The sequence below is a fragment of the Lysobacter panacisoli genome (assembly GCF_009765165.1).
Taxonomy (GTDB): Bacteria; Pseudomonadota; Gammaproteobacteria; order Xanthomonadales; family Xanthomonadaceae; genus Lysobacter_J; species Lysobacter_J panacisoli.
Window position 1 is genome coordinate 977,742 of the sequence record NZ_VLNU01000001.1, and the last position, 25,543, is coordinate 1,003,284.

22 protein-coding genes are annotated in these 25,543 nt (G+C 69.3%); 12 read left to right on the forward strand and 10 right to left on the reverse strand.

Features of this window, described 5'->3' with window-relative positions; translation table 11 throughout:
• Position 1: 1 nt before the first annotated feature.
• The 3 genes from FOF45_RS04885 (at position 2) to FOF45_RS04895 (ending at position 2,519) form a co-directional block, all read left to right on the forward strand.
• Positions 2 to 766, forward strand: a complete 765-nt coding sequence (locus FOF45_RS04885; protein WP_158982871.1) for a 4Fe-4S dicluster domain-containing protein — start codon at positions 2 to 4, stop codon at positions 764 to 766.
• Positions 767 to 770: 4 nt separating this feature from the next.
• Complete coding sequence (locus FOF45_RS04890) at positions 771 to 1,748, forward strand: dimethyl sulfoxide reductase anchor subunit family protein (protein ID WP_158982872.1); 978 nt, start codon at positions 771 to 773, stop codon at positions 1,746 to 1,748.
• A gap of 114 nt (positions 1,749 to 1,862) precedes the next feature.
• A complete protein-coding gene (locus FOF45_RS04895; protein ID WP_158982873.1) occupies positions 1,863 to 2,519 on the forward strand; it encodes a DUF481 domain-containing protein in 657 nt (218 codons plus the stop codon).
• 31 nt (positions 2,520 to 2,550) lie between these two features.
• Here FOF45_RS04895 and hemC read toward each other — a convergent pair whose 3' ends face one another.
• From hemC to FOF45_RS04915, 4 genes are all read right to left on the reverse strand, one after another.
• Entirely contained in the window at positions 2,551 to 3,468 is a 918-nt protein-coding gene (hemC, locus tag FOF45_RS04900) for a hydroxymethylbilane synthase (protein WP_158982874.1), read from the reverse strand.
• A gap of 54 nt (positions 3,469 to 3,522) precedes the next feature.
• Entirely contained in the window at positions 3,523 to 4,263 is a 741-nt protein-coding gene (locus tag FOF45_RS04905) for a LytR/AlgR family response regulator transcription factor (protein ID WP_158982875.1), read from the reverse strand.
• Between the two features lie 86 nt (positions 4,264 to 4,349).
• Positions 4,350 to 5,051: an alpha/beta hydrolase gene (locus FOF45_RS04910; protein WP_158982876.1), complete on the reverse strand. Its 702-nt coding sequence runs from the start codon at positions 5,049 to 5,051 to the stop codon at positions 4,350 to 4,352.
• Between the two features lie 49 nt (positions 5,052 to 5,100).
• Complete coding sequence (locus FOF45_RS04915; RefSeq protein ID WP_158982877.1) at positions 5,101 to 6,033, reverse strand: TonB family protein; 933 nt, start codon at positions 6,031 to 6,033, stop codon at positions 5,101 to 5,103.
• 116 nt (positions 6,034 to 6,149) lie between these two features.
• On the opposite strand from FOF45_RS04915, the gene FOF45_RS04920 reads away from it, so the two are divergent.
• From FOF45_RS04920 to FOF45_RS04935, 4 genes are read left to right on the forward strand one after another with little or no spacing between them, the layout of a single operon-like run.
• Complete coding sequence (locus FOF45_RS04920) at positions 6,150 to 6,530, forward strand: DUF2946 family protein (protein ID WP_158982878.1); 381 nt, start codon at positions 6,150 to 6,152, stop codon at positions 6,528 to 6,530.
• Between the two features lie 48 nt (positions 6,531 to 6,578).
• Positions 6,579 to 7,853: a TolC family protein gene (locus FOF45_RS04925; RefSeq protein WP_158982879.1), complete on the forward strand. Its 1,275-nt coding sequence runs from the start codon at positions 6,579 to 6,581 to the stop codon at positions 7,851 to 7,853.
• Complete coding sequence (locus FOF45_RS04930; protein ID WP_158982880.1) at positions 7,850 to 9,100, forward strand: efflux RND transporter periplasmic adaptor subunit; 1,251 nt, start codon at positions 7,850 to 7,852, stop codon at positions 9,098 to 9,100. Before FOF45_RS04925 ends, FOF45_RS04930 begins: the two co-directional genes overlap by 4 nt.
• A gap of 10 nt (positions 9,101 to 9,110) precedes the next feature.
• Positions 9,111 to 12,272 carry an efflux RND transporter permease subunit gene (locus FOF45_RS04935; RefSeq protein ID WP_158982881.1) on the forward strand — a complete coding sequence of 1,054 codons (3,162 nt, stop codon included), beginning with the start codon at positions 9,111 to 9,113 and terminating at the stop codon, positions 12,270 to 12,272.
• A 6-nt stretch (positions 12,273 to 12,278) separates the two neighbouring features.
• Here FOF45_RS04935 and FOF45_RS04940 read toward each other — a convergent pair whose 3' ends face one another.
• Genes FOF45_RS04940 through FOF45_RS04950 form a run of 3 tightly spaced genes read right to left on the reverse strand, consistent with a single transcriptional unit; the run spans position 12,279 to position 15,554 of the window.
• Complete coding sequence (locus FOF45_RS04940; RefSeq protein ID WP_199244431.1) at positions 12,279 to 12,857, reverse strand: hypothetical protein; 579 nt, start codon at positions 12,855 to 12,857, stop codon at positions 12,279 to 12,281.
• A gap of 10 nt (positions 12,858 to 12,867) precedes the next feature.
• On the reverse strand, positions 12,868 to 15,060 hold the full coding sequence (locus FOF45_RS04945; protein ID WP_158982882.1) for a xanthine dehydrogenase family protein molybdopterin-binding subunit: 2,193 nt from the start codon (positions 15,058 to 15,060) through the stop codon (positions 12,868 to 12,870).
• A 38-nt stretch (positions 15,061 to 15,098) separates the two neighbouring features.
• Positions 15,099 to 15,554, reverse strand: a complete 456-nt coding sequence (locus FOF45_RS04950) for a (2Fe-2S)-binding protein (RefSeq protein WP_158982883.1) — start codon at positions 15,552 to 15,554, stop codon at positions 15,099 to 15,101.
• 282 nt (positions 15,555 to 15,836) lie between these two features.
• On the opposite strand from FOF45_RS04950, the gene FOF45_RS04955 reads away from it, so the two are divergent.
• Both FOF45_RS04955 and FOF45_RS04960 read left to right on the forward strand, forming a co-directional pair.
• Positions 15,837 to 16,847: an XdhC family protein gene (locus tag FOF45_RS04955; RefSeq protein WP_158982884.1), complete on the forward strand. Its 1,011-nt coding sequence runs from the start codon at positions 15,837 to 15,839 to the stop codon at positions 16,845 to 16,847.
• Positions 16,844 to 17,452 (forward strand): nucleotidyltransferase family protein, encoded by a 609-nt coding sequence (locus FOF45_RS04960; protein ID WP_158982885.1) that lies wholly within the window; start codon positions 16,844 to 16,846, stop codon positions 17,450 to 17,452. The genes FOF45_RS04955 and FOF45_RS04960 overlap by 4 nt, the downstream gene beginning before the upstream one ends.
• Before the next feature lie 159 nt (positions 17,453 to 17,611).
• On the opposite strand, the gene FOF45_RS04965 is transcribed toward FOF45_RS04960, so the two are convergent.
• From FOF45_RS04965 to FOF45_RS04975, 3 genes are all read right to left on the reverse strand, one after another.
• On the reverse strand, positions 17,612 to 17,995 hold the full coding sequence (locus FOF45_RS04965; protein WP_158982886.1) for an HU family DNA-binding protein: 384 nt from the start codon (positions 17,993 to 17,995) through the stop codon (positions 17,612 to 17,614).
• A gap of 172 nt (positions 17,996 to 18,167) precedes the next feature.
• Entirely contained in the window at positions 18,168 to 18,803 is a 636-nt protein-coding gene (gene eda, locus FOF45_RS04970; protein WP_158982887.1) for a bifunctional 4-hydroxy-2-oxoglutarate aldolase/2-dehydro-3-deoxy-phosphogluconate aldolase, read from the reverse strand.
• On the reverse strand, positions 18,790 to 19,800 hold the full coding sequence (locus FOF45_RS04975) for a sugar kinase (protein ID WP_158982888.1): 1,011 nt from the start codon (positions 19,798 to 19,800) through the stop codon (positions 18,790 to 18,792). Before FOF45_RS04975 ends, eda begins: the two co-directional genes overlap by 14 nt.
• 214 nt (positions 19,801 to 20,014) lie before the next feature.
• On the opposite strand from FOF45_RS04975, the gene FOF45_RS04980 reads away from it, so the two are divergent.
• The 3 genes from FOF45_RS04980 to FOF45_RS04990 all read left to right on the forward strand — a co-directional run bounded on the left by FOF45_RS04980 (position 20,015) and on the right by FOF45_RS04990 (position 25,522).
• Positions 20,015 to 22,873, forward strand: a complete 2,859-nt coding sequence (locus FOF45_RS04980; protein WP_158982889.1) for a TonB-dependent receptor — start codon at positions 20,015 to 20,017, stop codon at positions 22,871 to 22,873.
• Positions 22,874 to 23,051: 178 nt separating this feature from the next.
• Positions 23,052 to 24,407, forward strand: coding sequence for a pectate lyase family protein (locus tag FOF45_RS04985; RefSeq protein ID WP_158982890.1), 1,356 nt, complete (start codon positions 23,052 to 23,054; stop codon positions 24,405 to 24,407).
• On the forward strand, positions 24,404 to 25,522 hold the full coding sequence (locus FOF45_RS04990; protein ID WP_158982891.1) for a pectinesterase family protein: 1,119 nt from the start codon (positions 24,404 to 24,406) through the stop codon (positions 25,520 to 25,522). The genes FOF45_RS04985 and FOF45_RS04990 overlap by 4 nt, the downstream gene beginning before the upstream one ends.
• Positions 25,523 to 25,543: the final 21 nt, after the last annotated feature.

Consider the following 25,543-nt stretch of genomic DNA (forward strand, 5'->3'; position numbering starts at 1 on the left):
CATGACCGACCTGCCACCGCCCTCGAAGAAGAAGCTCGGCCTGGTGATCGACCTGGACACCTGCGTGGGCTGCCATGCCTGCGCGGTGAGCTGCAAAGAGTGGAACGCCGGCGGTTTCGCCGCGCCATTGACCGACGAGCAGCCGTACGGCAAGGATCCGTCCGGCGTGTGGTTCAACCGCGTGCACAGCTATGAAGTCGCTGCCGCGCCCGCGTGCGGCGACACACCCGCGCAGCCGGCGATGACGCTGCACTTCCCGCGTTCGTGCCTGCACTGCGAGCAGCCCGCATGCGTGACCGTGTGCCCGACCGGCGCAAGCTACAAGCGCGCCGAAGACGGCATCGTGCTGGTCGACGAGGACAAGTGCATCGGCTGCAAGCTGTGTTCGTGGGCGTGCCCGTACGGCGCGCGCGAGTACAGCCCGGTCGAAGGCGTGATGAAGAAATGCACGCTTTGCATCGACCGCATCTACAACGACAACCTCGACGAATCCGAACGCCAGCCCGCCTGCGTGCAGGCCTGCCCGACGCGCGCGCGTCATTTCGGCGACCTCGGCGATCCGGAGTCGGATGTGTCGAAGCTGGTCGCCGAACGCGGCGGCGTCGAACTATTGCCGCAGCTGGGCTACCAGCCGGTGAACCGGTACCTGCCGCCGCGTCCGCGTCGCGCCGGCGAAACCACCGCGCCCGTCGAACCGGGCGAATCCCTCGACACCGCCGCGCTGCCGCCCGTGCTGCGCTGGCTCGATCGCATCCTCAGCCGCTGACCGCATGCATCCCGCCTTCTCCGTCCTGTTGTTCACGACCCTCTCCGGTGCGGGCTACGGCCTGTTGATGTGGACGTCCGCGATCGTCCTGCTGCCGTACCTGCAGGGCCGCCCGCCGGCGCAGGCCGTGACCGCGCTGTTGTGGGCGACGTTGCTGCTGGTCGGCCTGCTGCTCACCACGGCCGGGTTGATCAGTTCGGTGTTCCATCTCGGCAAGCCCGCGCGCGCATGGCGTGCGTTCTCGCAATGGCGAAGCTCATGGCTGTCGCGCGAAGGCGTGTTCGCGGTGGCGACGGCGCTGCCGGCGCTCGCGCTGCTGGGCATGATCGCGGCGGTGTTCGTCACCGGCTCCTACGCGCCGCTTGCCGGCATCGCGGCGCCGCTGCTCGCCGGCGCGATGCTGCTGCTGTCGGTGGCCACGGTGGTGTGCACGGCGATGATCTACGCCTCGCTCAAGCCGATTCCCGCGTGGCGGCAAGTGCTGGTGGTGCCCGTGTACCTGATGTTCGCGGTGCTGACCGGCTGGCTGGTGCTGATGGCGCTGGCGAACTGGGCGACGCTGACCGACGAGGCGCTGGGCGTGATCGTGCTGGTGACCTTCGCGCTCGCGCTGACAGCGGCGGTGCTGAAGCTGGTGTACTGGCATCGCATCGATCGCATGCAGATGGGTGCGACGCGTGGCGATGCGGTCGGCATGCCGGGCCGCGAGGTCGAGGTCTTCGAACGTCCGAACACGCAGGACAATTACGTCAACCGCGAGATGGGCTTCGTGGTGGCGCGCAAGCATGCGCGCGCGCTGCGGGCGATCTCGCTGCTGCTGTTCGCAGTGGTGCCCGCGCTGGCCGCGTGGCTGGGCTGGGCGCAGCCGGATTGGGCCGGGCCGATCTTCACCGTCGCCGCGCTGCTGGCGCTGGTCGGAGTACTGGTCGAACGCTGGCTGTTCTTCGCCCAGGCCCGGCACGTCGTCACGCTTTACTACTGATGCCGGGCCGGCGACGGGCCGGTTCGCTGCCAATTCATCGATGATCTGGCAAACTGCCGCGGCTCGTCTGAAACCGTTTTCAGGCGCCCTTTTCCCGGATTCATCAACCTGACCATGCTCGGTGCACTTGGGCTCGCCCTTGGCGGTGCCTTCCTCACCCTGCCCTCGCCAGCGTTGAATGGCGACCCGACGTTGATCGCCATCGCGAGCGATCCGGCGAAGATGCGGCTGTACTGTTTTTCCACGCGTTGCGGCGATGCGGAGTGGCAGATGGCGATGTCGGCGCCCGCGCCGGTCGAACCGGTGGATCCGCGCCGCCGTACCCTGCGCCTCCCCGGCAGCCAGCGTTTCGCCTCATTGAGCGCGCCGGCCACTCCGCGCGACAGCAAGGCGCTGTACTCCAACGATTTCCGCATCGGCACGCGCTACAACGTGCAGGCGATGCGCGATGGCCCGACCCAGCTCGGCCTCTCGCTCGGCGCGGGTTATCGCCTCGCGCCGCTCTACGACGACGGCATCAACCAGGCTGGCCCGGTGCTGCGCGGCGAGCTCAATTTCGGCCAGCAGATCGGCGAACGCGCGACGTGGACGCAGCGCGTGCAGTTCGAAAGCGGCCGCGGCGAAGCCTTCGTCAAGCAGTCGCTGAGCCTGGACGTGAACCTGTGGCCGAACTGGACGCTGGAGAGCGATTTCGCGATCCGCCACGACAACCAGAACGGCGGCGGCAGCGAAACGGCCGAGAGCAAGATCGAACTGCGCCGACGCTTCTGAGGGCGTCGATCAGGCAGGCGGGAACGCCGCGTCAGTGCGATCCGGCGATGAGCTCACCCGCGCCCTGTTCCAGCAGCTTCTGCGCCACATCCAGCCCGAGCGCATCCGGCGCGTCGCCACGACCTTCGCCTTCGGCGCGCACGAGTCGGCCGTCGGCAGCCGAGCCCACCAGCCCGGACAGGTGCAGGTGCTCGCCGTCCAGTCGCGCGAAAGCCGCCACCGGTACGTGGCAGCTGCCGTGCAACGCGCGGTTCATCGCACGCTCGGCTTCCGCGCAGGTACGCGTGGCGCTGTCGTCCAGACGCGCGCACAGCTCGCGCGTGGCGAGATCGTCCTCGCGGCATTCGATCGCCACGGCGCCCTGTGCCGGCGCCGGCAACCAGTGCGGCGCCTGCATGCGCGAACGGATCCGCGCATCGAAGCCCAGTCGCTGCAAGCCCGCGCACGCCAGCACGATCGCGTCGTACTCTCCCGCATCGAGCTTGGCCAGGCGCGTGTTGACGTTGCCGCGCAGGTCGAGCAACTGCAGGTCCGGACGCAGCGCGCGCAGTTGCGCCTGCCGGCGCAGCGACGACGTGCCCACACGCGCGCCATGCGGCAGCGAAGCGACGTCGTCGTGGTGGTTGCTGACGAACGCGTCGGCGTAATCGGCGCGCGCCAGGATCGCGGGAAGCGCGAAGCCTGGTTCCAGTTCCATCGGCACGTCCTTGAGCGAGTGCACCGCGCAATCGGCCTCGCCGCGCAGCATCGCCAGCTCCAGCTCCTTCAGGAACAGACCCTTGCCACCGATCGCGGCCAGCGAGCGGTCGAGCACTTCGTCGCCACGCGTGCTCATCGGCACCAGTTCGACGACCAGACCGGGGAACGCCTCGCGGAGGCGATCGGCGACATGCTCGCTCTGCCACAGGGCGAGCGGACTCTTGCGGGTGGCGATGCGCAGCGTGTTCATCCGCGCATTATCGCCGATGCAGGCGCCTTCCCGGGATGCGGACGCCCCGGGGCATCACAGGTGCTTGAGCGTTTCCTTCAGGCCCGCCACGCAGCGGCGGCTGACTTCCAGCGGCTGCTTGCCGTGGCGCAGGACTGCCTGCACGTGGCCGTCGGGCGCGCGGCGCAGTTCGACGATTTCGTGGCGCGCGACCAGGCAGTTGCGGTGGATGCGCACGAAACGCTCGCCGAATTCGTCCTCGAGCGACTTCAGCGATTCCTCGATCAGGTCTTCGCCGCGCGCGTGGTGCACGACCACGTACTTCTCTTCGGCGTGCAGGTAGTGCACGTCCTCGATCGGGATCAGGCGCAGGCTGCCACGCAGTCGGGCGCACAAATGGCTGCGGCGCTGTCCGCTGCTTGGGACCACGCCGTCGCCACCGGTGCGTTCGCGGCCGGCAGCGAAGGTGCGTACGCGTTCCAGTGCGGCGGCGAGCCGTTCGGCGCGCACCGGCTTGACCAGATAGTCGATGGCCTCGGCTTCGAACGCCGACAGTGCGTGCGCATCGTAGGCCGTGCAGAACACCACCGCGGGGCGCGGCTCGAAGGCGGCGAGATGGCGCGCGGCCTCGAGCCCGTCGATGCCCGGCATGGCGATGTCGAGCAGGACCAGGTCCGGCCGGTGCTCGGCGCAGGCGTGCAGCGCATGCTGCCCGTCCGCAGCTTCGGCGACGACTTCGACGCCGCGCTGCTCGGCCAGCAATCCGCGCAGACGCTCGCGCGCCAGCGGTTCGTCATCGGCGATCACTACCCTCATCGGCGTCTCCATCCCCGGTGGGCTCGGCCAATGGGCTGATGGTAGCCCCGGGCCGGGCTGGCTACCAATCGTCGGCTGGACCGGGGTCAGCCGACGAACCGGGCGGCCAGCCAGTCGCCCAGGTCGCGGATCTCCTCGGCACAGACCTGGTGCGCCATCGGGTAGCGGTGCCATTCGACCCCGAAACCCAGCTGTTTCATGGTTTCGGCGCTGCGCTCGCCGACCGGGGCGGGCACCACCGGGTCGAACTGGCCGTGGGCCATGAACAGGGGCTGGGCGGTCGCCCCCGGCTGCAGGCTGGCGGCGGCGCGCTGCGGGTCCAGCGGCAGGTAGGTCGACAGCCCGGCCAGTCCGGCCAGGGGCCGGTCCCGGCGCAGGCCGGCCGCCAGGGCGATGGCGCCGCCCTGCGAGAACCCGACCAGCACGATCTTCTCCGGCGGAATCCCGCGCTCGCCCTCGCGCGCGATCAACGCCTCGACCTGCGCCACCGATTCGTCGACGCCGGCCGCATCGGCGCGGTTGCCGGCGTGCAGCGCGTCGAAGTCGAAGCTGACGATGTCGTACCAGGCGCGCATGCGCATACCGTTGTTGATCGTCACCGCGCGCACCGGCGCATGCGGGAACACGAAGCGCAGCGCCGGCCATTCGCGGCGCACCAGCTCCGGCACGATCGGCGCGAAGTCGTGTCCGTCCGCACCCAGGCCATGCAGCCACAGCACGGTCCAGGCCGGCTGCGGTGCGGTTTCGAATTCGACGGTTTCCAGCAACGAGGAGGCGGATGCGTTCATGCCGGCATTGTCGCCGCTGCATCGCGCGGCCGCCAGCAAGGACGATCGATCAGCCGCGCGACTCCGGCGGCAGGCGGAACGTCAGCGTGCGCGTGGTGGCGACACGGCGTCCCGTGGCCTCGAAGCGCCAGCGTGCGGCCGCGGCAAGCGCGGCTTCCTCGAACACGCCCGACGGTTGCGCCAGGAGCAGGCGCGCATCGCTGACGCTGCCATCGGGCTGGATGGTGAAAGCGAGCTGCACGCTGCCTTCGATGCGGCGGTTCTGCGCTTTCGCCGGATAGCGCGGCTGCGCATCGACGAGCAGGCGCGGCATGGCGTTCGCCACTTCCGGCGCGGGCGCGATCGGCGGTGCGATCTGTGCGACCACGGGTGTCGGCGCGGCTTCGTTCGCCTGCGTGGGCGGCGCGGGCGGTGGAGCGATGTTGGCTTGAACCGCGATCGCCGGCTTCTCCGGTGCGCGTTCCGCGACGCGCGGCGCGGGAGGCGGCAGGATCGACGGCGCCACGGCGGGCTTGGTTTCGACGACGCGCGCACCTTCGGCGCGATCGGCCGCCGCCTGTGCGATGCGCAGGGTGTCGCGCAGTCGCGGCAGTGCGGGCGCGTTCGCATCCATCCGCGCGAGCAGGGCCAGCAGGCGCTGCGATTCGTCCAGATCCTCGCGCGCCAACGCCTGCTCAGCGGCGATCAGCACGTAAGGCTGCAGCTCGCCGAGCGCCGTCGCGACACCCTCGGCCGCCGGTTCGCGTTCGCGCAGCGCGAGGTAATAGTCGACCGCGCAGTCGCCCGCAGGCGAATGGATGCGCTGTCGGCGCAGCGCATCCTCGGCACGCGCGCGCAGGTCGTTGCCATCGAGCGCATCGAGCACCGGCTCCGGCAGCGCCTGCGCGACATCCACCGCCGGCTCCGCCTCGCGCGAACCGGAACCGCACGCCGCCAGCGCCAGCACGCACGCCACCAGTGCCACCGTTCCCGTCCTGCGCATTGCCGTCCCCCTGAATGACGCGGCACAGGCTAGGCATGCTGTATGACGGGCGTGCGGCAGCCGCGCGAAAGGGGCGCAATTGTGTATCGCCGCCCGCGTTGCGTACCCTAGCGGCCATGTCGGCCTCCTCCGCCCTCGCCCTCGCCTTCCGGCTGCTCGTGCTCGGCCTGCTCCTGGCCGGCATCGTGCTCAAGCCGTCGCTGACGATCGCCGAGGAAATGCACGAACTGGTCTCGCACGCGCTCGTCGCCGGCGACGGCCACACGCACGAGGAAGGCCACGCGGTCGTGCAGCCGCCCGCACCCGACGGCGGCCAGCCACCGCACGACGACAACCACTTCCATCTGACCCATTGCTGCGGCCAGCAGGCCGCGGTGCTGCCGCGAATGGCGCTGACGATGGCCGTCGCGCCGACGACCTCGCCGATCCCGCTGCACGTGGTCGCCTTCGTGCCCGCACCGCGCGGCGCGCCGTTCCGTCCTCCGATCTCGGCCTGACGTCCGCCGGCGCTGCCGGCCCTTCGTTCGTCCACTCGGAGTCTTTTCATGTCCATGCGACCCGCGGCCTGTGCCGCGCTGGTCGCCGTGCTCGTGGCCTTGCCCGCGCGAGCCGGCGATCGTTTGACCCTGGACGACGCGTTCGCGCGCGTCGCCACCACCCATCCCGACCTGCGCCTGCCGGCCCTGCGCGAACAGGCGCTGTCGGCCGAACGCGACGCCGCCGCGCAACGTCCCGCGCTGCAGGGCACGCTCGACATCGAGAACGTGCTCGGCAGCGGCGATTACGCTGGCCTCGACGAAGCCGAAACGACGCTGAGCCTTGCCTCGATCCTCGAACGCGGCGGCAAGCGCGATGCACGCATCGCCCTCGCTCAGAGCCGGATCGACGCCAACGCGCTGCAGTCCGAAGCCGCCCGCCTGGACCTGCTGGCCGACGTCGCGCGGCGCTACCTCGCGGTCGTCGCCGCGCGCAGCGAGCGAGCGCTCGCCCAAGCCGACATCGAACAGCGCACGCGCACCGTGGCCGCGGCACGGCAACGCCTCCACGCCGGCGCGTCGCCCGAGTCGGTGGTGCTGACCGCGCAGGCCGCACTGGCGCGCTCGCAGCTCGACCAGCGCCGCAGCGCACAGGCGGAAGTCGCGGCGCGCCAGCATCTGGCCGCGCTCTGGGGTGAACGCGAACCGGCGTTCGACATCGTCGACGCCAACCCGCTTGCACTACCGGCCATCGCGGATTTCGACGCGCTCGCCGCATCGCTGGAACGCACACCGGAGCTGCTGCGCTTCGCCGATGAGCGCCGCATCGCCGAGGCACGCCTGCGCCTGGAGCGCACGCAGGCGACGCCCGATCTCGAATGGCAGATCGGCGCGCGCGCGTTCAATGCCAGCAACGACGTCGCGCTGGTCGGCAGCCTGTCCATGCCATTGGGCAGCGCGCGCCGCGCGCAACCGACGATCCGCGCGGCGGAGATCGAAGTCGCACAGGTCGAAGTCGAACGCGAGGCGCAGGGCCTGTCGCTGTACGCAACTCTGGTCGAGGCACACGGACGCTATCGCGTCGCGCAGCTGGAGGTCGAACGCCTGCGCAGCGACGTGCTGCCGATGCACGCGCGCGCCGAGGCGGCGGCCGAACGCGCGTTCCGCGCCGGCGCGATCAGTTACCTCGAATGGGCGCAACTGCAATCCGAGCGCAGCGCGATGCGCCGCCAGCAACTCGACGCCGCGCTGGACGCCCAGCGCGCGCTCATCGAAATCCAGCGCCTGACCGGCCACGCCTTCGTCGTGCCGGCACGCACCACGGAAAAGGAAGCCACACCGTGAACCGCAATCTCCTCCTCATCCCGCTCCTCGCTCTCGGCCTGGCCGCCTGCGGCGACGCATCGACGCCCGCCGAAGAAGACCACGACCACGCCGAAGGCGCGCACGCCGAAGAGCCCGCGCGCGGTGAACACGGCGGCCGACTGCTGCAACAGGACGGCTATACGGTCGAGCTCGCCATCGCCGAGGACGGCACGCCGCCGAAGTACCAGGCGTGGCTGTACCGCGGCGACAAGCCGCTGCCGGCCACCGCCGGAACGGTCGCCGTTGCGCTGACACGGTTGGGAGGCATCGCCGAACGCCACGTCCTCGCGCCGCGTCCCGACGGCAGCCTGATGGCGAACACCGTGGTCGGCGAGCCGCATTCGTTCGACGTCGTGGTCAGTGCGCGCATCGATGGGCGCGACCTGCGCTGGTCGTATCCGAGCTATGAAGGTCGCACCACGATCCCCGCGCACATCGCGCAGCAGTCGGGATTGCGTGTCGCGCCCGCCGGCCCCGGCACCATCGCCGACGAACACGAAGTGCAGGGCCTGCTGACGCCGGTCGAAGGCCGCGTCGCCAACGTCGCCGCACGCTTCCCGGGCCCCATCCGCGCGTTGCGCGCGAACGTCGGCGACACGGTCCGCGCAGGCCAGCCGCTGGCGACCGTCGAAAGCAACCTGAGCCTGACGACGTACACCGTGAACGCCCCCATCTCCGGCGTGGTGCTCGCGCGCAACGCGTCGGTCGGTTCGGTGGCGAGCGAGAACTCGACACTGTTCGAGATCGCCGACCTGTCGACGTTGTGGGTCGACCTGCACGTGTTCGGCGCGGACGCGCAGCACATCCGCGCCGGCGTGCCGGTGCAGGTGACGCGCCTGAGCGACGGCGTGGTCGCGCACACGACGCTGGAGCGCGTGCTGCCCGGCACCGCCACCGCCAGCCAGAGCACGGTCGCGCGCGCGAGCCTGTCCAACGCGGATGGATTGTGGCGTCCCGGTTCGGCGGTGAAGGCGCGCATCACCGTGGAGCAGCAGCCGGCCCGGTTGGTGGTGCCGCTGTCGGCGCTGCAGACGTTCCGCGACTGGGAAGCGGTGTTCGTTCGTGTCGGCGACGACTACGAAGTGCGTCCGCTCGAACTGGGCAAGCGCGACGCGCAACGCGTCGAAGTGCTGTCGGGCCTCTCCCCCGGTGACCAGGTCGTCGTCGAGCAGAGCTACGTGGTGAAGGCGGACATCGAGAAGTCCGGCGCTTCGCACGACCACTAAGGAGGCGGCCATGCTCGAGAAAATCATCCGATTCGCCATCGCGCACCGCTGGCTGATGCTGGTTCTGACGCTGGCCCTCGTCGCCGTCGGCGCGTGGAGTTTCACCAAGCTCCCGATCGACGCCACGCCGGACATCACCAACGTCCAGGTGCAGATCAACACGCACGCACCAGGCTATTCGCCTCTGGAAGCCGAACAGCGCGTGACCTTCCCGCTGGAAACCGGCCTGGCCGGGCTGCCGGGGCTGGACTACACGCGTTCGATCTCGCGCTACGGTCTGTCGCAGGTGACCGTCGTGTTCAAGGACGGCACCGATCTGTACTTCGCACGGCAACAGGTTGCCGAGCGGCTCGCTCAGGCGCGCTCGCAGATGCCGCCGGGACTGGAGCCGGAGATGGGCCCCATCGCCACCGGCATGGGCGAGATCTTCATGTACACCGTCGATGCGAAAGCCGATGCACGCAAACCCGACGGCACGCCGTACACGTCCACCGACCTGCGCACGCTGCAGGACTGGGTGGTGCGGCCGCAGCTGCGCGGCACGCCGGGCGTGACCGAGGTCAACACCATCGGCGGCTTCGCGCGGCAGATACACATCACGCCCGATCCCGCGCGGCTGGTCGCGCTCGGCTTCACCCTGCACGACGTCGTGACGGCCGTCGCGGCCAACAACCGCAACGTCGGCGCGGGCTACATCGAGCGCAACGGCCAGCAGTTCCTGGTGCGCGCGCCGGGACAGGTGGCCGACCTCGACGCCATCGGCGACATCGTGCTCGATCGCCGCGACGGCGTGCCGATCCGCGTGCGCGATGTCGCCACGGTCGGTGAGGGCCCGGAACTGCGCACCGGCGCGGCCACGCAGAACGGGCGTGAAGTGGTGCTCGGCACGGTCTTCATGCTGATCGGCTCGAACAGCCGCGAAGTCGCGCAGGCCGCGGCGGCGCGCCTGCAGGAAGCCAACCGCAGCCTTCCGCCCGGCGTGTCGGCGACGCCCGTGTACGACCGCACCGCGCTGGTCGATCGCACCATCGGCACCGTGGCGAAGAACCTCGCCGAGGGCGCGCTGCTGGTGATCGCGGTGCTGTTCCTGCTGCTCGGCAATTTCCGCGCGGCGCTGATCACCGCCGCGGTGATCCCGCTGGCGATGCTGTTCACTCTCACCGGCATGGTACGCGGCGGCGTGTCGGGCAACCTGATGAGCCTGGGTGCGCTCGACTTCGGCCTGATCGTGGACGGCGCGGTGATCATCATCGAGAACTGCCTGCGCCGCTTCGCCGAATTGCAGCACCGTCTGGGTCGATTGCCCACCGAGGAGGAACGCCTCGACGCCACCGCGACAGCCGCGGCGGAAGTGATCCGCCCGAGTCTGTTCGGGCTCGGCATCATCACCGCCGTGTACCTGCCGATCTTCGCGCTGACCGGAGTGGAAGGCCGCATGTTCCATCCGATGGCGATCACGGTGGTACTCGCGCTGACGGGCGCGATGGTGCTGTCGCTGACCTTCGTGCCGGCCAGCCTCGCGCTGTTCCTGCGCGGTCGCGTGGAGGAGAAGGAAACACGCCTGATGCAGTGGGCGCGTCGCGCCTATGCGCCGCTGCTGTCGCGCGCGATGACGCGTTCGCGCTGGGTGGTGGGCGGTGCGCTGGTGCTGGCGGTGGGTTGCGGGCTGCTGGCCACGCGACTGGGTTCGGAGTTCGTGCCGAGCCTGGACGAGGGCGACATCGCGCTGCACGCCATGCGCATCCCCGGCACCGGACTGGACCAGGCCGCGACGATGCAGTCGACGCTGGAGGCGCGCATCCAGCAGTTCCCGGAAGTCGAGCGCGTGTTCGGCAAGCTCGGTACCGCTGAAGTCGCCACCGATCCCATGCCACCGTCAGTGACCGACACCTTCGTGATGCTCAAGCCGCGCGAACAATGGCCCGATCCGCGCAAACCCAAGGCGGAGCTGGTCGCGCAGATGGAAGCCGCAGTGAAGGAGCTGCCCGGCAACAACTACGAGTTCAGCCAGCCGATCCAGATGCGCATGAACGAGCTGATTTCCGGCGTTCGCGCGGACGTCGCCATCAAGCTCAACGGCGACGACCTGGAAACGCTGCAGGAGGTCGGTGCGAAGATCGAGGAAGTCGCGCGGGCCATACCCGGCGCGGCCGACGTTCGACTGGAATCGACGACCGGCCTGCCGCTGCTGACGGTGACGCCGGATCGCGAGGCGCTGATGCGGTACGGCCTCAATCCGATCACGGTGCAGGATACGGTGGCGACGGCGGTCGGCGGCGAAACCGCCGGCCAGCTGTTCGAGGGCGACCGCCGTTTCGACATCGTCGTGCGCCTGCCCGAGCACCTGCGCAGCGATCCCGCCGCACTCGCCGACCTGCCGATCCCGCTCGACGACGACGACAACGCGGACGAGTCCAGTCGCGCGGCAGCGTGGATGTCGGGTGCGCCGCAGACGGTGCCGCTGCGCGAGGTAGCGCGGATCGAAACCACGCTCGGCCCGAACCAGATCAACCGCGAGAACGGCAAGCGGCGTGTCGTGATCACCGCCAACGTGCGCGGTCGCGACCTCGGTGGCTTCGTCGACGAGCTGCGCGAACGCGTCCGGTCGCAGGTGCCGCTGCCGCCGGGCTACTGGATCGACTACGGTGGCACGTTCGAGCAGCTGGTGTCGGCGAGCCGGCGACTGTCGCTGGTGGTGCCGGCGACGCTTGCGATCATCTTCGCGCTGCTGTTCTGGGCCTTCGGCTCCGGGCGCGATGCGGCGATCGTGTTCACCGGCGTGCCGCTCGCGCTCACCGGTGGCGTGATCGCGCTCGCCCTTCGCGGTATTCCGCTGTCGATCTCCGCCGGCGTCGGCTTCATCGCGTTGTCGGGCGTGGCGGTGCTCAACGGACTGGTGATGATCGCGTTCATCCGCAAGCTGCGCGAACAGGGCATGCCGCTGGAGCAGGCGGTGTTCGATGGCGCGCTGGGACGCCTGCGCCCGGTGCTGACGACGGCGCTGGTGGCTTCGCTCGGCTTCGTGCCGATGGCGTTCAACGTCGGCGCGGGCTCGGAAGTGCAGCGGCCGCTGGCGACGGTGGTGATCGGCGGCATCGTGTCGTCGACGCTGCTCACCTTGTTCGTGCTACCACTGCTGTATCGACGCCTGCACCGACCACGCGCCGCATAACAGGTGTCAGCCGCGCGCCGCCGCCTTCGGGCACGGCGCGCCGGCATCCATCCAGGTGCGGAACGCGGCGACGAACTGGTCGTGCGGCACCGGCACCGGCGCGCGACTGCCGCCGGGCGCCCAGCCCCAGAGCACCAGCTTGTCCTCGGCGACGTGCTTGAACATCGCGTCGAGGTCGCGATCGCCGTTGCGCTTGCGGTCCTGGATCATCGCGCACAGCTCGCTCGCGGGCACGCCGATCCACGCCATCTTCTGGTCCGGCGGCGGCAGCGACCAGTGCGGCGCGCCGGGCGGCGCGTTCGGTCCGTAGCTTGCGGGAAGATTCGCTTCGCCGTGGCAGGACGAACACGGCAATCCCGCCGCGCCCTCGCCCTTCGGCCCGCGCACCACGCCCATCATGTGCGCCGTCTGCGTGTCGAACTGCAACGGCTGGTCGCCGGGAATGTGGCAGTTGCTGCAGCGCGGATGCTGGAACACCTTCTCCACGGTGGCGAAGGCCTGCAGGCCCTGCGCTTCCTGTTGCGGGTCGACGCGCGGGGAGCAGGCGGCGAGCAGCACGGTGAGCGTCGCGATCGCTAGGCGCATGTGCGGGTCCTCAGGCGGTGGCGTCGGTGAGGCGCAGCGGCAGTTCGCGCAGGCGCTGTCCGGTGAGCGCGAACACGGCGTTCGCCACGGCCGGCGCGATCGGCGCGGTGCCGGGTTCGCCGGCGCCGCCCATCTTCTCGGTGCTGGGCACGATGTGAACTTCGATGTGCGGCATCTCGTCCAGGCGCAGCACCTGGTAGTCGTGATAGTTGGACTGCTGCACCTGCCCGTCGCGGAAAGTGACTGCGCTGTGCAGCGCCGCACCAAGGCCGAACGCGATGCCCGACTCCATCTGCGCGCGCACGCCTTCCGGATTCACCGCCAGTCCGCAATCGATCGCGCAGACCACGCGGTGCACGCGGATCGCCGGAGCGCCACCGGCCTTGTTGTCCACCGACACTTCCGCGATCTGTGCGAGGAAGCTGCCGAAGGATTCATGCACGGCGACGCCACGCGCGCGGCCCTGCGGCAACGGCGATCCCCAGCCGGCCTTTTCGGCGGCCAAGTTCAGTGCGGCCAGATGACGCGGATGCTTCTGCAGCAGCGCGCGGCGGTACTCGACCGGGTCCTGCTTCGCCGCATGCGCGAGTTCGTCGATCAGGCCTTCCATCACGAACGCGTTGTAGCTGTGGCCGACGGAGCGCCACCACAGCACCGGGATGCCGGTGCGCGGCGAATGCAGTTCGACACGATGGTCCGGGATGTCGGCCAGGTACGGCGAATCGGCGACGCCTTCGACGGACGTCGCGTCGATACCGTTCTTGACCATCGCCGCCTCGAACGGCGAACCGGCGAGGATCGACTGGCCGACCAGCACGTGCTGCCACGCCACCGGATGTCCCTGCGCATCCACGCCGATGCGCGCGCGCTGCAGGTACATCGGCCGGTAGTAGCCGCCGCGGATGTCGTCCTCGCGCGACCACACCGTCTTGACCGGCGCACCCGCGGCCTTGGCGACCTGCACCGCTTCGCTGACGAAATCGGAGGTCGGCGTGGCGCGACGGCCGAAACCGCCGCCAAGGAAGGTGGTGTGGATCAGCACTTGCTCGGGCTTGAGCCCGGTGATCTTCGCGGCGACCTGCTGGTCGAGCGTCTGGAACTGCGTGCCGGTCCAGATCTCGCAGCGGTCGGCGTCGATCTTCACCGTGCAGTTCAACGGTTCCATCGGTGCGTGCGCGAGGTACGGCACGTGGTACTCGGCTTCCAGCGTACTCGCGGCCTTCTCCAGCCCGCCCTTCACGTTGCCGGCCTGGCGGGCGACGGCGCCGTCGGTGACGGTCAGCGTGCGGAACTGCTCGCGCAGCGTTGCGGTGTCGAGCGTCGCCGCATTCGGTCCGGCGTCCCATTCGATCTTCAGCGCGTCGCGGCCGAGCTTCGCGGCCCAGTAGTGGTCCGCGATCACGGCGACACCGCTGGGCACCTGCACGACGTTGCGCACGCCGGGCACGGCCTTCGCCGCGGCGGCATCGAAGGATTTGACCGAACCGCCGAACACCGGCGCGCGCGCGACGACGGCGGTGAGCAGGCCGTCGAACTGCACGTCCATGCCGAACTGCGCGCGGCCGCTGATCTTCTCCGGCGTGTCCAGGCGTTTGGTCGGCTTCCCGATCAGCTTCCAGTCCTTCGGATCCTTCAACGCCACTTTCGTCGGCGCTGGCAATTTGGCCGCAGCATCGACGAGTTCGCCATAACGCGCACGACGATCGCCGGCGACGACGAAGCCATTCTCGGTATGCACCTGCGACACCGGAACGCCGAACTTCTGCGCAGCGGCGGCGACCAGCAGCGCGCGCGCAGTCGCGCCGGCCTGGCGATAGCGGTCGAACTCCGACCAGGTCGTAGTCGAGCCGCCGGTCATCTGCATGCCGAACGCGGTGTGCGCGTACGCGGGCGCGGCGGGTGCGTGCTCGACGCGGACCTTCGTCCAGTCGGCGTCGAGTTCATCGGCGACCAGCATCGCCAGCGTGGTCCAGATGCCCTGTCCCATTTCCGAATGCGCGATCAGCACGCTCACGCTGTCGTCGTTGGCGAGGCGCAGGAACGCGTTGGGCGCGAGGGCGGCCGATGCCGCGGCTGCAGCCTCCGGCGCGGCATGGGCGAAACGCCGCGCGCCGGGCACGATGAAGGCCACGACCAGTCCGGCACCAACGGTGGCGCCGGCCTGGAGGAAGCGACGGCGGGACGCGAGCTGTGGAGCGTTCACGTGGACCTCCGGAATGGGATGCGTGCGCAGGCGAGGCGTCAGGCCTTCGTCAGTTCCGCCGCGCGATGCACGGCGGCGCGGATGCGCTGGTAAGTGCCGCAGCGGCAGAGGTTGCCGGACAGCGCCTGGTCGATGTCGGTGTCGCTGGGCGCAGGCACCTTCGCCAGCAGTGCGGCGGCAGACATGATCTGGCCCGATTGGCAGTAGCCGCACTGGACCACGTCGAGTTCGGCCCAGGCGCGCTGCACCGGATGCGAAGCGTCCTTCGACAGGCCTTCGATGGTGGTGATCGCCTTGCCTTCGACGCTCGCCACCGGCGTCACGCAACTGCGTCGCGGCGCGCCGTCCACGTGCACGGTGCACGCACCGCACTGGGCGATGCCGCAACCGAACTTGGTGCCGGTGAGATGGAGCAGATCGCGCAGCACCCAGAGCAGGGGCATGTCGGGTGGCGCGGCCACGTCGTGCTCGGTGCCGTTCACAAGCAGCTTCATGGATTCCCTCGCGGCGGCTGGGGTGGGGTGAGCCTACTCCCGGGCGTGTGGTGCCGGCATCACGTCACGACGGATGGCGGCAAGGCCCGGTCGCTCCACGATAGGACCGTCGGGTGGCGACGGGCTCGCCCGTTCCTCGCCGATCCTTGCCCGATCCTCCGCGTCGTCCGCAACGCCGCGCTGGCACGCGCCGGGCATCGATTGCGCAACGCCATAATGGCCGCGACACAGCGGATGTGCTTCGATCTTCCCGTTCCGATCGCCCTCCGCCACCGGATCGCCATGAACCGAGCCCCGGCCATCGTCTCCCCGCTCGCCACCGTCCCGCCCGGCGCGACGCGCGCGGTGCTCGAAGCGTCCGCGCGCACGCTGCGCGATGGCGCCCCCGCGACGCTGGCGGTGGTGCTGGAAACCGACGGCTCGACCTATGTCGGTCCCGGCGCGCTCGCGCTGTTCGAAGCCGACGGCGCGCAGACCGGCTGGCTCAGCGGCGGTTGCCTGGAACCGGAGATCGCGCAGCGCGCCGAACAGGCCGCCCGCCTCATGCGGATCGAATGGATGGAAGTCGACACCCGCGGCGACGAAGACCTGCTGGCCGGTTCGGCGCTGGGTTGTCGCGGACGCCTGCGCATCGCGCTGTTGCCGTTGGCCGCGCTGGACGGCTGGCCGGTACAGGTGGACGCATGGTGCGAAGGGAATGCGCCGCTGCGCATTGCGGTGGAGGCGGATGGCGCGATCGCCGTATCGACGTCGACGACGGCCCTCGCGCAGCGACTGCCTGCGGACGCCGTGCCGTGGGCGCCGGCGCAAGCGCGCTGGACGATCGATGTCGCACCGCCACCGTCGATCCTCGTGCTCGGTGCCGGTCCCGAAAGCACGGTGCTGTTGCCGCTGCTGCGCGCGCTCGGCGCGGTCACGACGCTGGCCGAACGCCGCCCGCGCTGGCGCGACGCGGGCGTATTCGCCGATCGCGCACTGGATCTCACGCCCACGCAGGCCTTGCGCGAAGACACGCGCCGCCACGACATCGCGCTGGTCATGCACCACCATTTCGAACTCGACCGCGAGGCGCTGGAAGCGCTGGCCTCGTCGCCGATCGCGTTCATCGGCCTGCTCGGACCGACGCGGCGGCGCGACGACCTGTTCCGCGTGCTGCCCGCATCCGCGCGCGAATCGCTGCTGCCGCGCCTGCATTCGCCAGTCGGCCTGCATCTGGGCGGACGCGGCCCGGAGGCGATCGCGCTGAGCATCGCCGCGCAGTTGCAACGCCACCTGCACGGCGCGTCGGCGTGAGTTTCGAGCACGTCGCGGTGGTGCTCGCCGCCGGTGGCAGCCGCCGGCTCGGACGACCCAAGCAGCTGCTCACGCGCGACGGCGAGACGCTGGTGCATCGCGCTGCGCGGCTGGCCGCGATGACGAAACCGCGCCGCCTGCTGGTGGTGACGGGCGCGCACGCGCCGGCGATCGAGAGCGCGCTCGCGGACCTGCGCGCGACCGCGCCGCTGGAGTGCGTGCACAACGCACGCTGGAACGAAGGACTTTCGTCGAGCCTGCGCCTGGCCGCGCACGCGTTGCGCGACGGCACGGAGCCGGTGCTGGTCCTGGCCTGCGACCAGCCCGCGCTGGCTTTCGATCACCTCGACGCGCTGCTGCGCGGCGCGGCTTCATCGCCGTCGCACTGCGCCGCAACGCTGCACGCAGGACGACCCGGGGTTCCCGCGGTGATCGCGCCCACGCTGCTGGCAAGCGCATCACGCCTGCAAGGCGATCGCGGGTTCGGCGCGGCGCTGGCGACGCTACACGGCGTGTGGACGTTGCACGCGCCCGCACTCGCGCACGACCTCGACACGCCGAAGGACGTCGCCGATGCGGTGTCGCGGGGATGGCTGGATCGCTGAGCGCATCCGCGGCAATCGCGGAATGGCCTGTCTAGATGGGATTGGATAGCGACAAGCGCCTGTCCGGGTGCACACACCGGAGCGTTTCGCGGAAGACGGTGGCGTCCGCGGCGCCGGAAGGGATGCGGTGGCTTGCGCGCACCGCATCCCCGGCGGTCATCAGGCCGCAGCGTCCTTCAGCTTCTTCAGCGGACGGACCTTGACCTTCACCGAAGCCGGCTTGGCGGCGAACCAGACCTCTTCCTTGGTGAACGGGTTGATGCCCTTGCGGCGCGGCTTGGCCGGCACGCTGACGGCGGTGATCTTCAGCAGACCCGGCAGCGTGAAGGCGCCAGCGCCCTTCTTGCTGACCGAACCGTGCACGGCGCCTTCCAGCGCGGCCAGGACGGAACGCACGTCGCGGGCGACGACGCCCGTGGCCTCGGCGATGTGAGCGACCAGGCCCGACTTCGACAGCGCTTCCTTGATCGGCTTCGGAGCGGCCGGCTTGGCAGCGGCCTTCTTCGGCGCGGCTTTCTTTGCCACTTTCTTCGTCTTCGCCATATGTGTCTCGTAGTACTCGATGGTTGATGGGTGCCCGGTAACCGCAGCTAGGCAAGCGGAATGTAGGGCAAGGAATTCGCGCCGCCAAGTGGGTTTCGGCAAAAAACCCGGGGAAATTGCCTATTCGCGACAAAGAGACGGCGTGGAACGTGTTTTTCAGGCGTCCCGGGCGTCAATCGGCGGCGAGTGCGACCGCCTCGCGCGCGAGGTGCTGGATGCGCGCGAAGTCGCCCGCACGCACCGCATCGGCCGGCGTCAGCCACGATCCGCCCAGGCAGGCGACGTTGGATTGGCGCAGGTAGTCGCGGGCCAGGGCCGCATCTATACCGCCCGTCGGACAGAAGCGCGCATGCGCGAACGGACCGCGCCAGGCGGCGAGCAGTTCGAGCGCATTGATCGCCTGCGCAGGAAACAGCTTGAGCAGGCGATGGCCCGCGGCGAGCGCGGCCATGACTTCGCTGCCGGTGGCGACTCCGGGCAGATAGGCGATGCCCAGGTCGACCGCGCCGTGCAGGAGCTCCGCCGAACTGCCCGGCGACACCGCGAACGACGCGCCGGCGCGCTGCACATCGCGCAGCTGGGCGAGGTCGAGCACCGTGCCCGCACCGACCTTCATGCCGGGCACGTCGCGCGCGATCGCGGCGATGGCGTCCATCGCCACGGCGGTGCGCAGCGTGACTTCGATCGCGCCGATGCCGCCAGCGAGCAGCGCGCGCGCCACCGCGACCGCTTCCTCGACGCCGCCCGGCGTGTAGACCGGGACGATGCGGTGTCCCCGCAGCAGCGCCTGCGCGTCAACGGCGGACATGGAACCCCGCCTGCGAGGTGACGTCGGCGACCTCGGCCGCACTGGCCAGGCAGAAATCGCCCGGAATCGAGTGCTTCAGGCACGCTGCGCCCAGGCCGAAGTGCAGGCCGTCGGCCGGTGTCATGCCGGTCATCAGTCCGTGCAGCACGCCGGCGGCGAACGCATCGCCGGTACCGATGCGGTCGACGATGGCCTCCAGTTCGTAGGACGGCGTGCGATGGCGCGCGCCGTCGCGTTCGACCATCACCGCCGACAGCGTGTGGTGGTCGACGCTGTGCTGGGTGCGCAACGTGCAGGCCAGCGCGCGCAGGTGCGGGAAGGCACGGAGCGCATGCGCGGCGGCCTCGGCGACGGCGTCCTCGCCCTGCGCGGACGTCTCCTCGCCCAGGACCACGGCGATGTCGCGATGGTCGGCGAAGACGATGTCGGCCTCGGTGAAGATCTGCCGCAGCAGGCCGGCGGCATCGCCGTTCCATGCCTGCCACAGCTTGCCGCGGAAGTTGCCGTCGAAGGACACGCGCACGCCGCGGCGGCGCGCGGCGCGGGCGGCGTCGATGGTCGCCTGCGCGGTCGCCTCGCCCAGCGCCGGGCTGACGCCGGACAAGTGCAGCCACTCGGCGCCGTCGAGCAGCGCGTCCCAGTCGTAACCGGCATGGCGGACGAAGGCCGAGTCGGCGCGGTCGTACAGCACCTCGCTGGGGCGCTGCATCGCGCCGTGGGACAGGAAGTACAGGCCCATGCGGCCGGCCGCGGCGCGCACGCCGCGCGTGTCGACGCCGTGCCGGCGCAGTTCGCCAACCGCCGCTTCGCCCAGACCGTTGTCGGCCACGGTCGATACCACCGCCGCGTCGTGACCCATCCGGGCCAGCATCACCGCGACGTTCGCCTCGGCACCACCGACGTGGACATCCAGGCGATGGCTCTGCAGCAGGCGCTCCCGGCCGGGCGCCGACAGGCGCAGCAGCAGCTCTCCGAAACACACGATCCGTCGACTCACACCTAATTCCCCGAAAAGTGGAACACACCTATTGAAACAGCACCGCCCACAGGCGTCTGACCCCCAATGGCGCACCGCAGCATGCCATCGGCCATTCCATTTGCTAGGGTTTTGACCATCGGTGTCATTAGACCCGCGGGACCACCTTAGCAAGCGCCGCAACCCAGTCAACAAGCACCTTACAAGCTGTATATGTCATATGGGAGGGGAACCTATGCAATTTCAGCGTGCCACTAAAAAGACACCGGTTACCTTGCTCGCCGCGTCCATCGGCCTCGCACTGCAGCTGAGCGCGTACAGCGCGCTGGCGCAGGAGGCAACGACGTCGGCGACGAGTGCACCGGCCGCCGACAACGCGCAGTCGAGTCCGCAGACGCGTGAGGCAACCGACCTCGATACCGTCGTGGTGACCGGATTCCGGGGAAGCCTGCAGAAGGCACTGGAACTCAAGCGAAGCGAAACCGGCGTGGTCGACGCCATCGTCGCCGAGGATATCGCCGATTTCCCGGACCTGAACCTCGCCGAGTCGTTGCAGCGCATTCCGGGCGTGTCGATCGCCCGCGATGCCGGTGAAGGACGGCAGATCTCCGTTCGTGGTCTGGACAGCCAGTTCACCCGCGTGCGCATCAACGGCATGGAGGCGCTGACCACCACGGGCGGCACCGACAGCTCGGGCGGCGCGAACCGCGGCCGCGGCTTCGACTTCAACGTCTTCGCCTCGGAGCTGTTCAACAACATCACCGTGCGCAAGACCGCTTCGGCGGAAGTCGAGGAAGGCTCGCTCGGCGCGACGGTCGATCTGAACACCGCGCGTCCGTTCGACTACGACGGCTTCACCTTCGTCACCGGCGCGCAGCTGGGCTACAACGACCTGGCCGGCGACCTCGACCCGCGCGCAACGATGCTGGTCAGCAACACCTGGGCCGACAACAAGTTCGGCGCCCTGCTCTCGGTGGCCTACACCAAGCGCCGCCTGATCGAGGAAGGCCACAGCACGGTGCGCTGGGATACCGGCGCCAGCAACGGTGGCTTCTCCGGGACGCCGGCGGCGGAAAGCGCCAGCGTCTTCCACCCGCGCATTCCCCGCTACGGCGTGCTCGAGCACGAGCAAGAGCGCCTGGGCGTCACCGCGTCGTTCCAGTTCGATCCCACCGACAAGACCTCGATGGGCCTGGACGTGATGTACGCGGACCTCGATGCCACCCGCACCGAGAACTTCCTCAACGGCCTGTCCTTCAGTCGTGCGGCCTGTGTCGCGGGCACCAACGGCAACGCCTGCCGCGCCGCCGGCGCTGGCGGCAAGGCGGAGACGGTGGTGCTGGACAGCGTCATCGACGATCGCAACAACCTGGTCTACGGCCGCTTCAACAACGTCGACGTGCGGTCCGAAGCACGCTACGACGAGCTGGAGACCAAGTTCACCCAGTTCAACTTCTACGCCGACCACGAGCTGACCGAAGACTTCAAGCTCAACTTCCAGGCCGGCCGCGCCAAGTCCGAGTTCGCCAATCCGATCCAGACCACGATCACGATCGACCGGCTCAACGCGCAGGGCTACAGCTACGACTACCGCGGCGACGATCGCCTGCCGGTGATCATCAACGGCTTCGACGTCAACGACCCGTCGCAGTGGGCCTTCATCAGCGGCACCACCCAGAACCCGGGTTCGGAAATCCGTCTGCGTCCGCAGTACGCCGACAACACCGTCGACAACGGCCAGATCGGTTTCTCCTGGCAGCTGACCGACGCGTTCCGCCTGAAGGGCGGCGGCCAGTTCAAGGAGTACACGTTCGAGACGAGTGAGGAACGTCGCGCGTCCGAAGTCACGGTGCCGGTGCTGCCGGCCGGCGTGACCCTGGCCGACCTGACCAAGCAGATGAGCCTGGAGGACATCGGCGGCGTCGGCGACAGCAAGTGGCTGATCCCGGACATCGACGCCTTCAACCGCGTGTTCAACATCTACAGCGACAGCGGCCAGTTCGCGGTGAGCCAGGTGGCCGCGGTGCTGGGCAACAACCGCTCCGTGAAGGAACGCGACCAGGGCTTCTGGCTGCAGGCCGACTTCACCACGCAGATCGGCACCATGCCGCTGAGCGGCAACGTCGGCGTGCGCCAAGTGGATACGCAGCAGACCTCGACCGGTTACTCCACCGTCGGCACGACCACGCCGCAGCTGACCACGGTCACGCGCAGCTACGACGACACGCTGCCGTCGTTCAGCCTGGTCGCCGACGTGACGCCGGACTTCCTGATCCGCTTCGCCGCGGCCAAGGTGATGGCGCGCCCGGGCCTGGGCAACCTCACGCCCGGCGTGACGGTCAACGTCAGCGGCGGCAACCGCGTCGTGACCGGCGGCAACCCGCTGCTGGAACCGTTCCGCGCCAAGACCGCCGACCTGAGTTTCGAGTGGTACTTCGCCGAGGAATCGCTGCTGGCGCTGGGTCTGTTCTACAAGGACATCAACACCTTCGTCCTGACCTCTCGCGAAACCCGTCCGTACTTCACCTCGGGCCTTCCGGCCGAACTGCTGGCGGGCACCACGGCCACCGTCACCGACGAGTTCCAGTTCAACATCCCGGTCAACTCCAAGGGCGGTCCGCTCAAGGGTCTGGAATTCACCTACCAGCAGCCTTTCAGCTTCCTGCCGGGCTTCTGGAGCGACTTCGGCGTGCAGCTGAACTACACCTACGTCGATTCGCAGATCCAGTACGTGACCGCGACCGGCCTTCCGTCGCTGAACACCGACCTGACCGGCCTGTCGAAGAACGCCTACAACGCGACGCTCTACTACGAAGGCGACAAGTTCAGCGCGCGCGTGTCGGCCGCCTACCGCGACGACTACCTGACCACGGTGCCGGGTCGCAACGGCAACGACGTGGAAGGCACGGCCGAAACGCTGACCTTCGACATGTCGGCCTCGTACAAGATCAACGACCACTTCGAACTCACACTGGAAGGCCTGAACCTCACGGACGAGTTCCAGGACCAGTGGGTCGATTCGATCGGCGATCGCGCGTCGGTCTACCACCACACCGGGCGCCAGTACTTCCTCGGCGCACGTTACAAGTTCTGACCCTCGACCGCGGCGAGGCGGGCGCACGACGCGCCCGCCCGCCGCGGCTCCTTTTTTTGCAGTCCCGCAATACCCGGCCCGAGCCGGTTCCATCCGCAGTCGCAAGTCGTGATCGAGCCCCCGCGGGCGCCGCCTTCGCCGACGTCCGCTTCGTCCATACCACGAAGGAGCGGCACCGATGAGCACACGCAACCCCACGCATTACGCCCACGTCCTCACCGCACTGCTGCTGACTGCGCCCCTGTGCGCGCAGGCCGGCATCGCGCCGGAACGACAGACCATCGCCGAGAACGACGGCTGGGCCGCGATGCCCACCGCCGCGCTGCCGCAGGGCACCACCGGCGGTTCGGCGGCCGACGCCGCGCACGTTTTCACCGTCTCCGACCGCAACGCGCTGATCGCGGCGCTGGCCTTTCCCGATGCGACGCCGAAGATCGTGCGCATCGAGGGCATGATCGACGCCAACGTCGATGCCGAAGGAAATCCGTTGTCGTGCGACAACTACGCGCGTCCGGACCCGCAGACCGGCGAGATGTACTCGCTCGACGCCTTCCTGGCCGCATACGACCCCGCGACGTGGGGACGCGTGAACCCGAGCGGTCCGCAGGAGCGCGCGCGTGTCGCCTCGGCCGCGGCGCAGCAGGCGCGCGTGCGCATCCGTGTGCCGGCGAACACGACGATCATCGGCGCCGGCCACGGCGCAGGCCTGCGCGGCGCGTGGCTCGACATCCGGCCTTCGTCCACCAGCGGCAACCAGCCGATGAACGTGATCGTGCGCAACCTGTTGCTGATCGACAGCTACGACTGCTTTCCGCAATGGGCGCCGACCGACGGTGCGGAAGGCAACTGGAATTCACTCTACGACGCGATCTCGGTGCGCAACGCCACGCACGTGTGGATCGACCACAACGCCATGCTCGACGTCGCCACCGACGACGCGGATGCGCCGACGTACTTCGGTCGCCTCTACCAGCGCCATGACGGCCTCGTCGATGTGACCAACGAATCCGACAACGTGACCGTCTCGTGGAACCTGATGGCCAACCACGACAAGGCGATGCTGATCGGCTCGTCCGACGGCGCGACGGCGGATCGCAACAAGCTTCGCGTGACGCTGCACCACAACCTGTTCCACGACCTCGGCCAGCGCGTGCCACGTGTGCGCTTCGGCCAGGTGCACGTCTTCAACAACCAGTACAGCCTCACCAACGAAGGCGCGACGACCTACGGCTACCACTGGGGCGCCGGCATCGAGTCGCAGATCTTCGCGCAGAACAACCACTTCCTCGTGCCCGAAGTGGTCACACCGGACCTGTTCGTCGAACGCTTCAACGGCACCGCGTTGCACGCCGAAGGCACGATGCGCAACGGTATCAGCCGACACGCGCGGGTGGACGTGGTCGCCGCGTACAACGCGGTCAACGCGACGCCGCTGGACCCGAACGTGAGCTGGACACCGACGCTGTATCGGCGCCTCGACCCGACGCAGGCCGTGCCGATCCTCGTCATCCTCGGAGCCGGACCGTTCAAGTGATCGACGACATCGAACAGCTCCAACGGCGACGCCTGCTGCAGGCGTCGCTGTCCGCCGCGCTGCTGGCAGTGCCCGTGGCGCGCGCGGCGACCCCGTCGCGCTTCGATGCAGTCGTCGCCACCTCGCCCCGCGAGGGATTGCCGACATTCGCGACGATCGGCGAAGCCATCGCCACCGCCCCCACGCAAGGCACGCGACCGTTCCGCATCCTCATCACGCGCGGACGCTGGCGGGAGAAGCTGGTGGTCGATCGCCCGAACATCCGCCTGATCGGTGAAGACCGCGCCGGCAGCGTGCTGACCTACGACGCAGCGGCGGGCATGGCGCGACCGGATGGCGAGGCGTGGGGCACGTGGGGCTGTGCCAGCGTGATCGTGCGCGCGACGGACTTCCGTGCGGAGAACCTGACCATCGAGAACGCCTTCGACTACGTCGGCAACCTCGCCGCACCGAAGTTCGAACCCATCGGTCCGAACGGTGCGCAGGCGGTAGCGCTGATGCTGGACGCGGGCGCGGACCGTTGCGCGTTCGAGCGTGTGGACCTGATCGGTCATCAGGACACGCTGTTCACCGATGCGGGTCGCAGCTACTTCCGCGACTGCCGCATCAGCGGCAGCGTGGACTTCATCTTCGGCGGCGGCAATGCACTGTTCGAACGCTGCGAGCTGCATTCGCGTTTCCGCCCCGGCAAGGAACGACAGGGTTACGTGGCCGTGCCGTGCACGCCGTCCGCGCAGGCCTTCGGCCTGACGTTCCTCGAGTGCCGATTGACGCGCGACGCGGAGATTCCCGACGCCAGCGTGGCGCTGGGCCGCGCGTGGAAGCCCGGGCGCACGTTCCCCGACGGCAAGTACGGCGATCCCGATGCGGTCGGCGCGGCGACCTATCTCTCTTGCTGGATGGACGCGCACATCGATGCGCACGGCTGGGACGAGATGGGTTACACCGCGCGCAACGGCCAGCGGGCGATGTTCCAGCCGCTCGACGCGCGCCTGTACGAACACGACAGTCGCGGCCCCGGCGGGCGCCGATCATCGTCGCGCCGCACGCTCGACCGCGCCCAGCGCGCGCGTTACACCCGCGACGCGATCCTGGCCGGCTGGTCGCCGCGCTGATCGTCGCGACCCTTCTTCCTC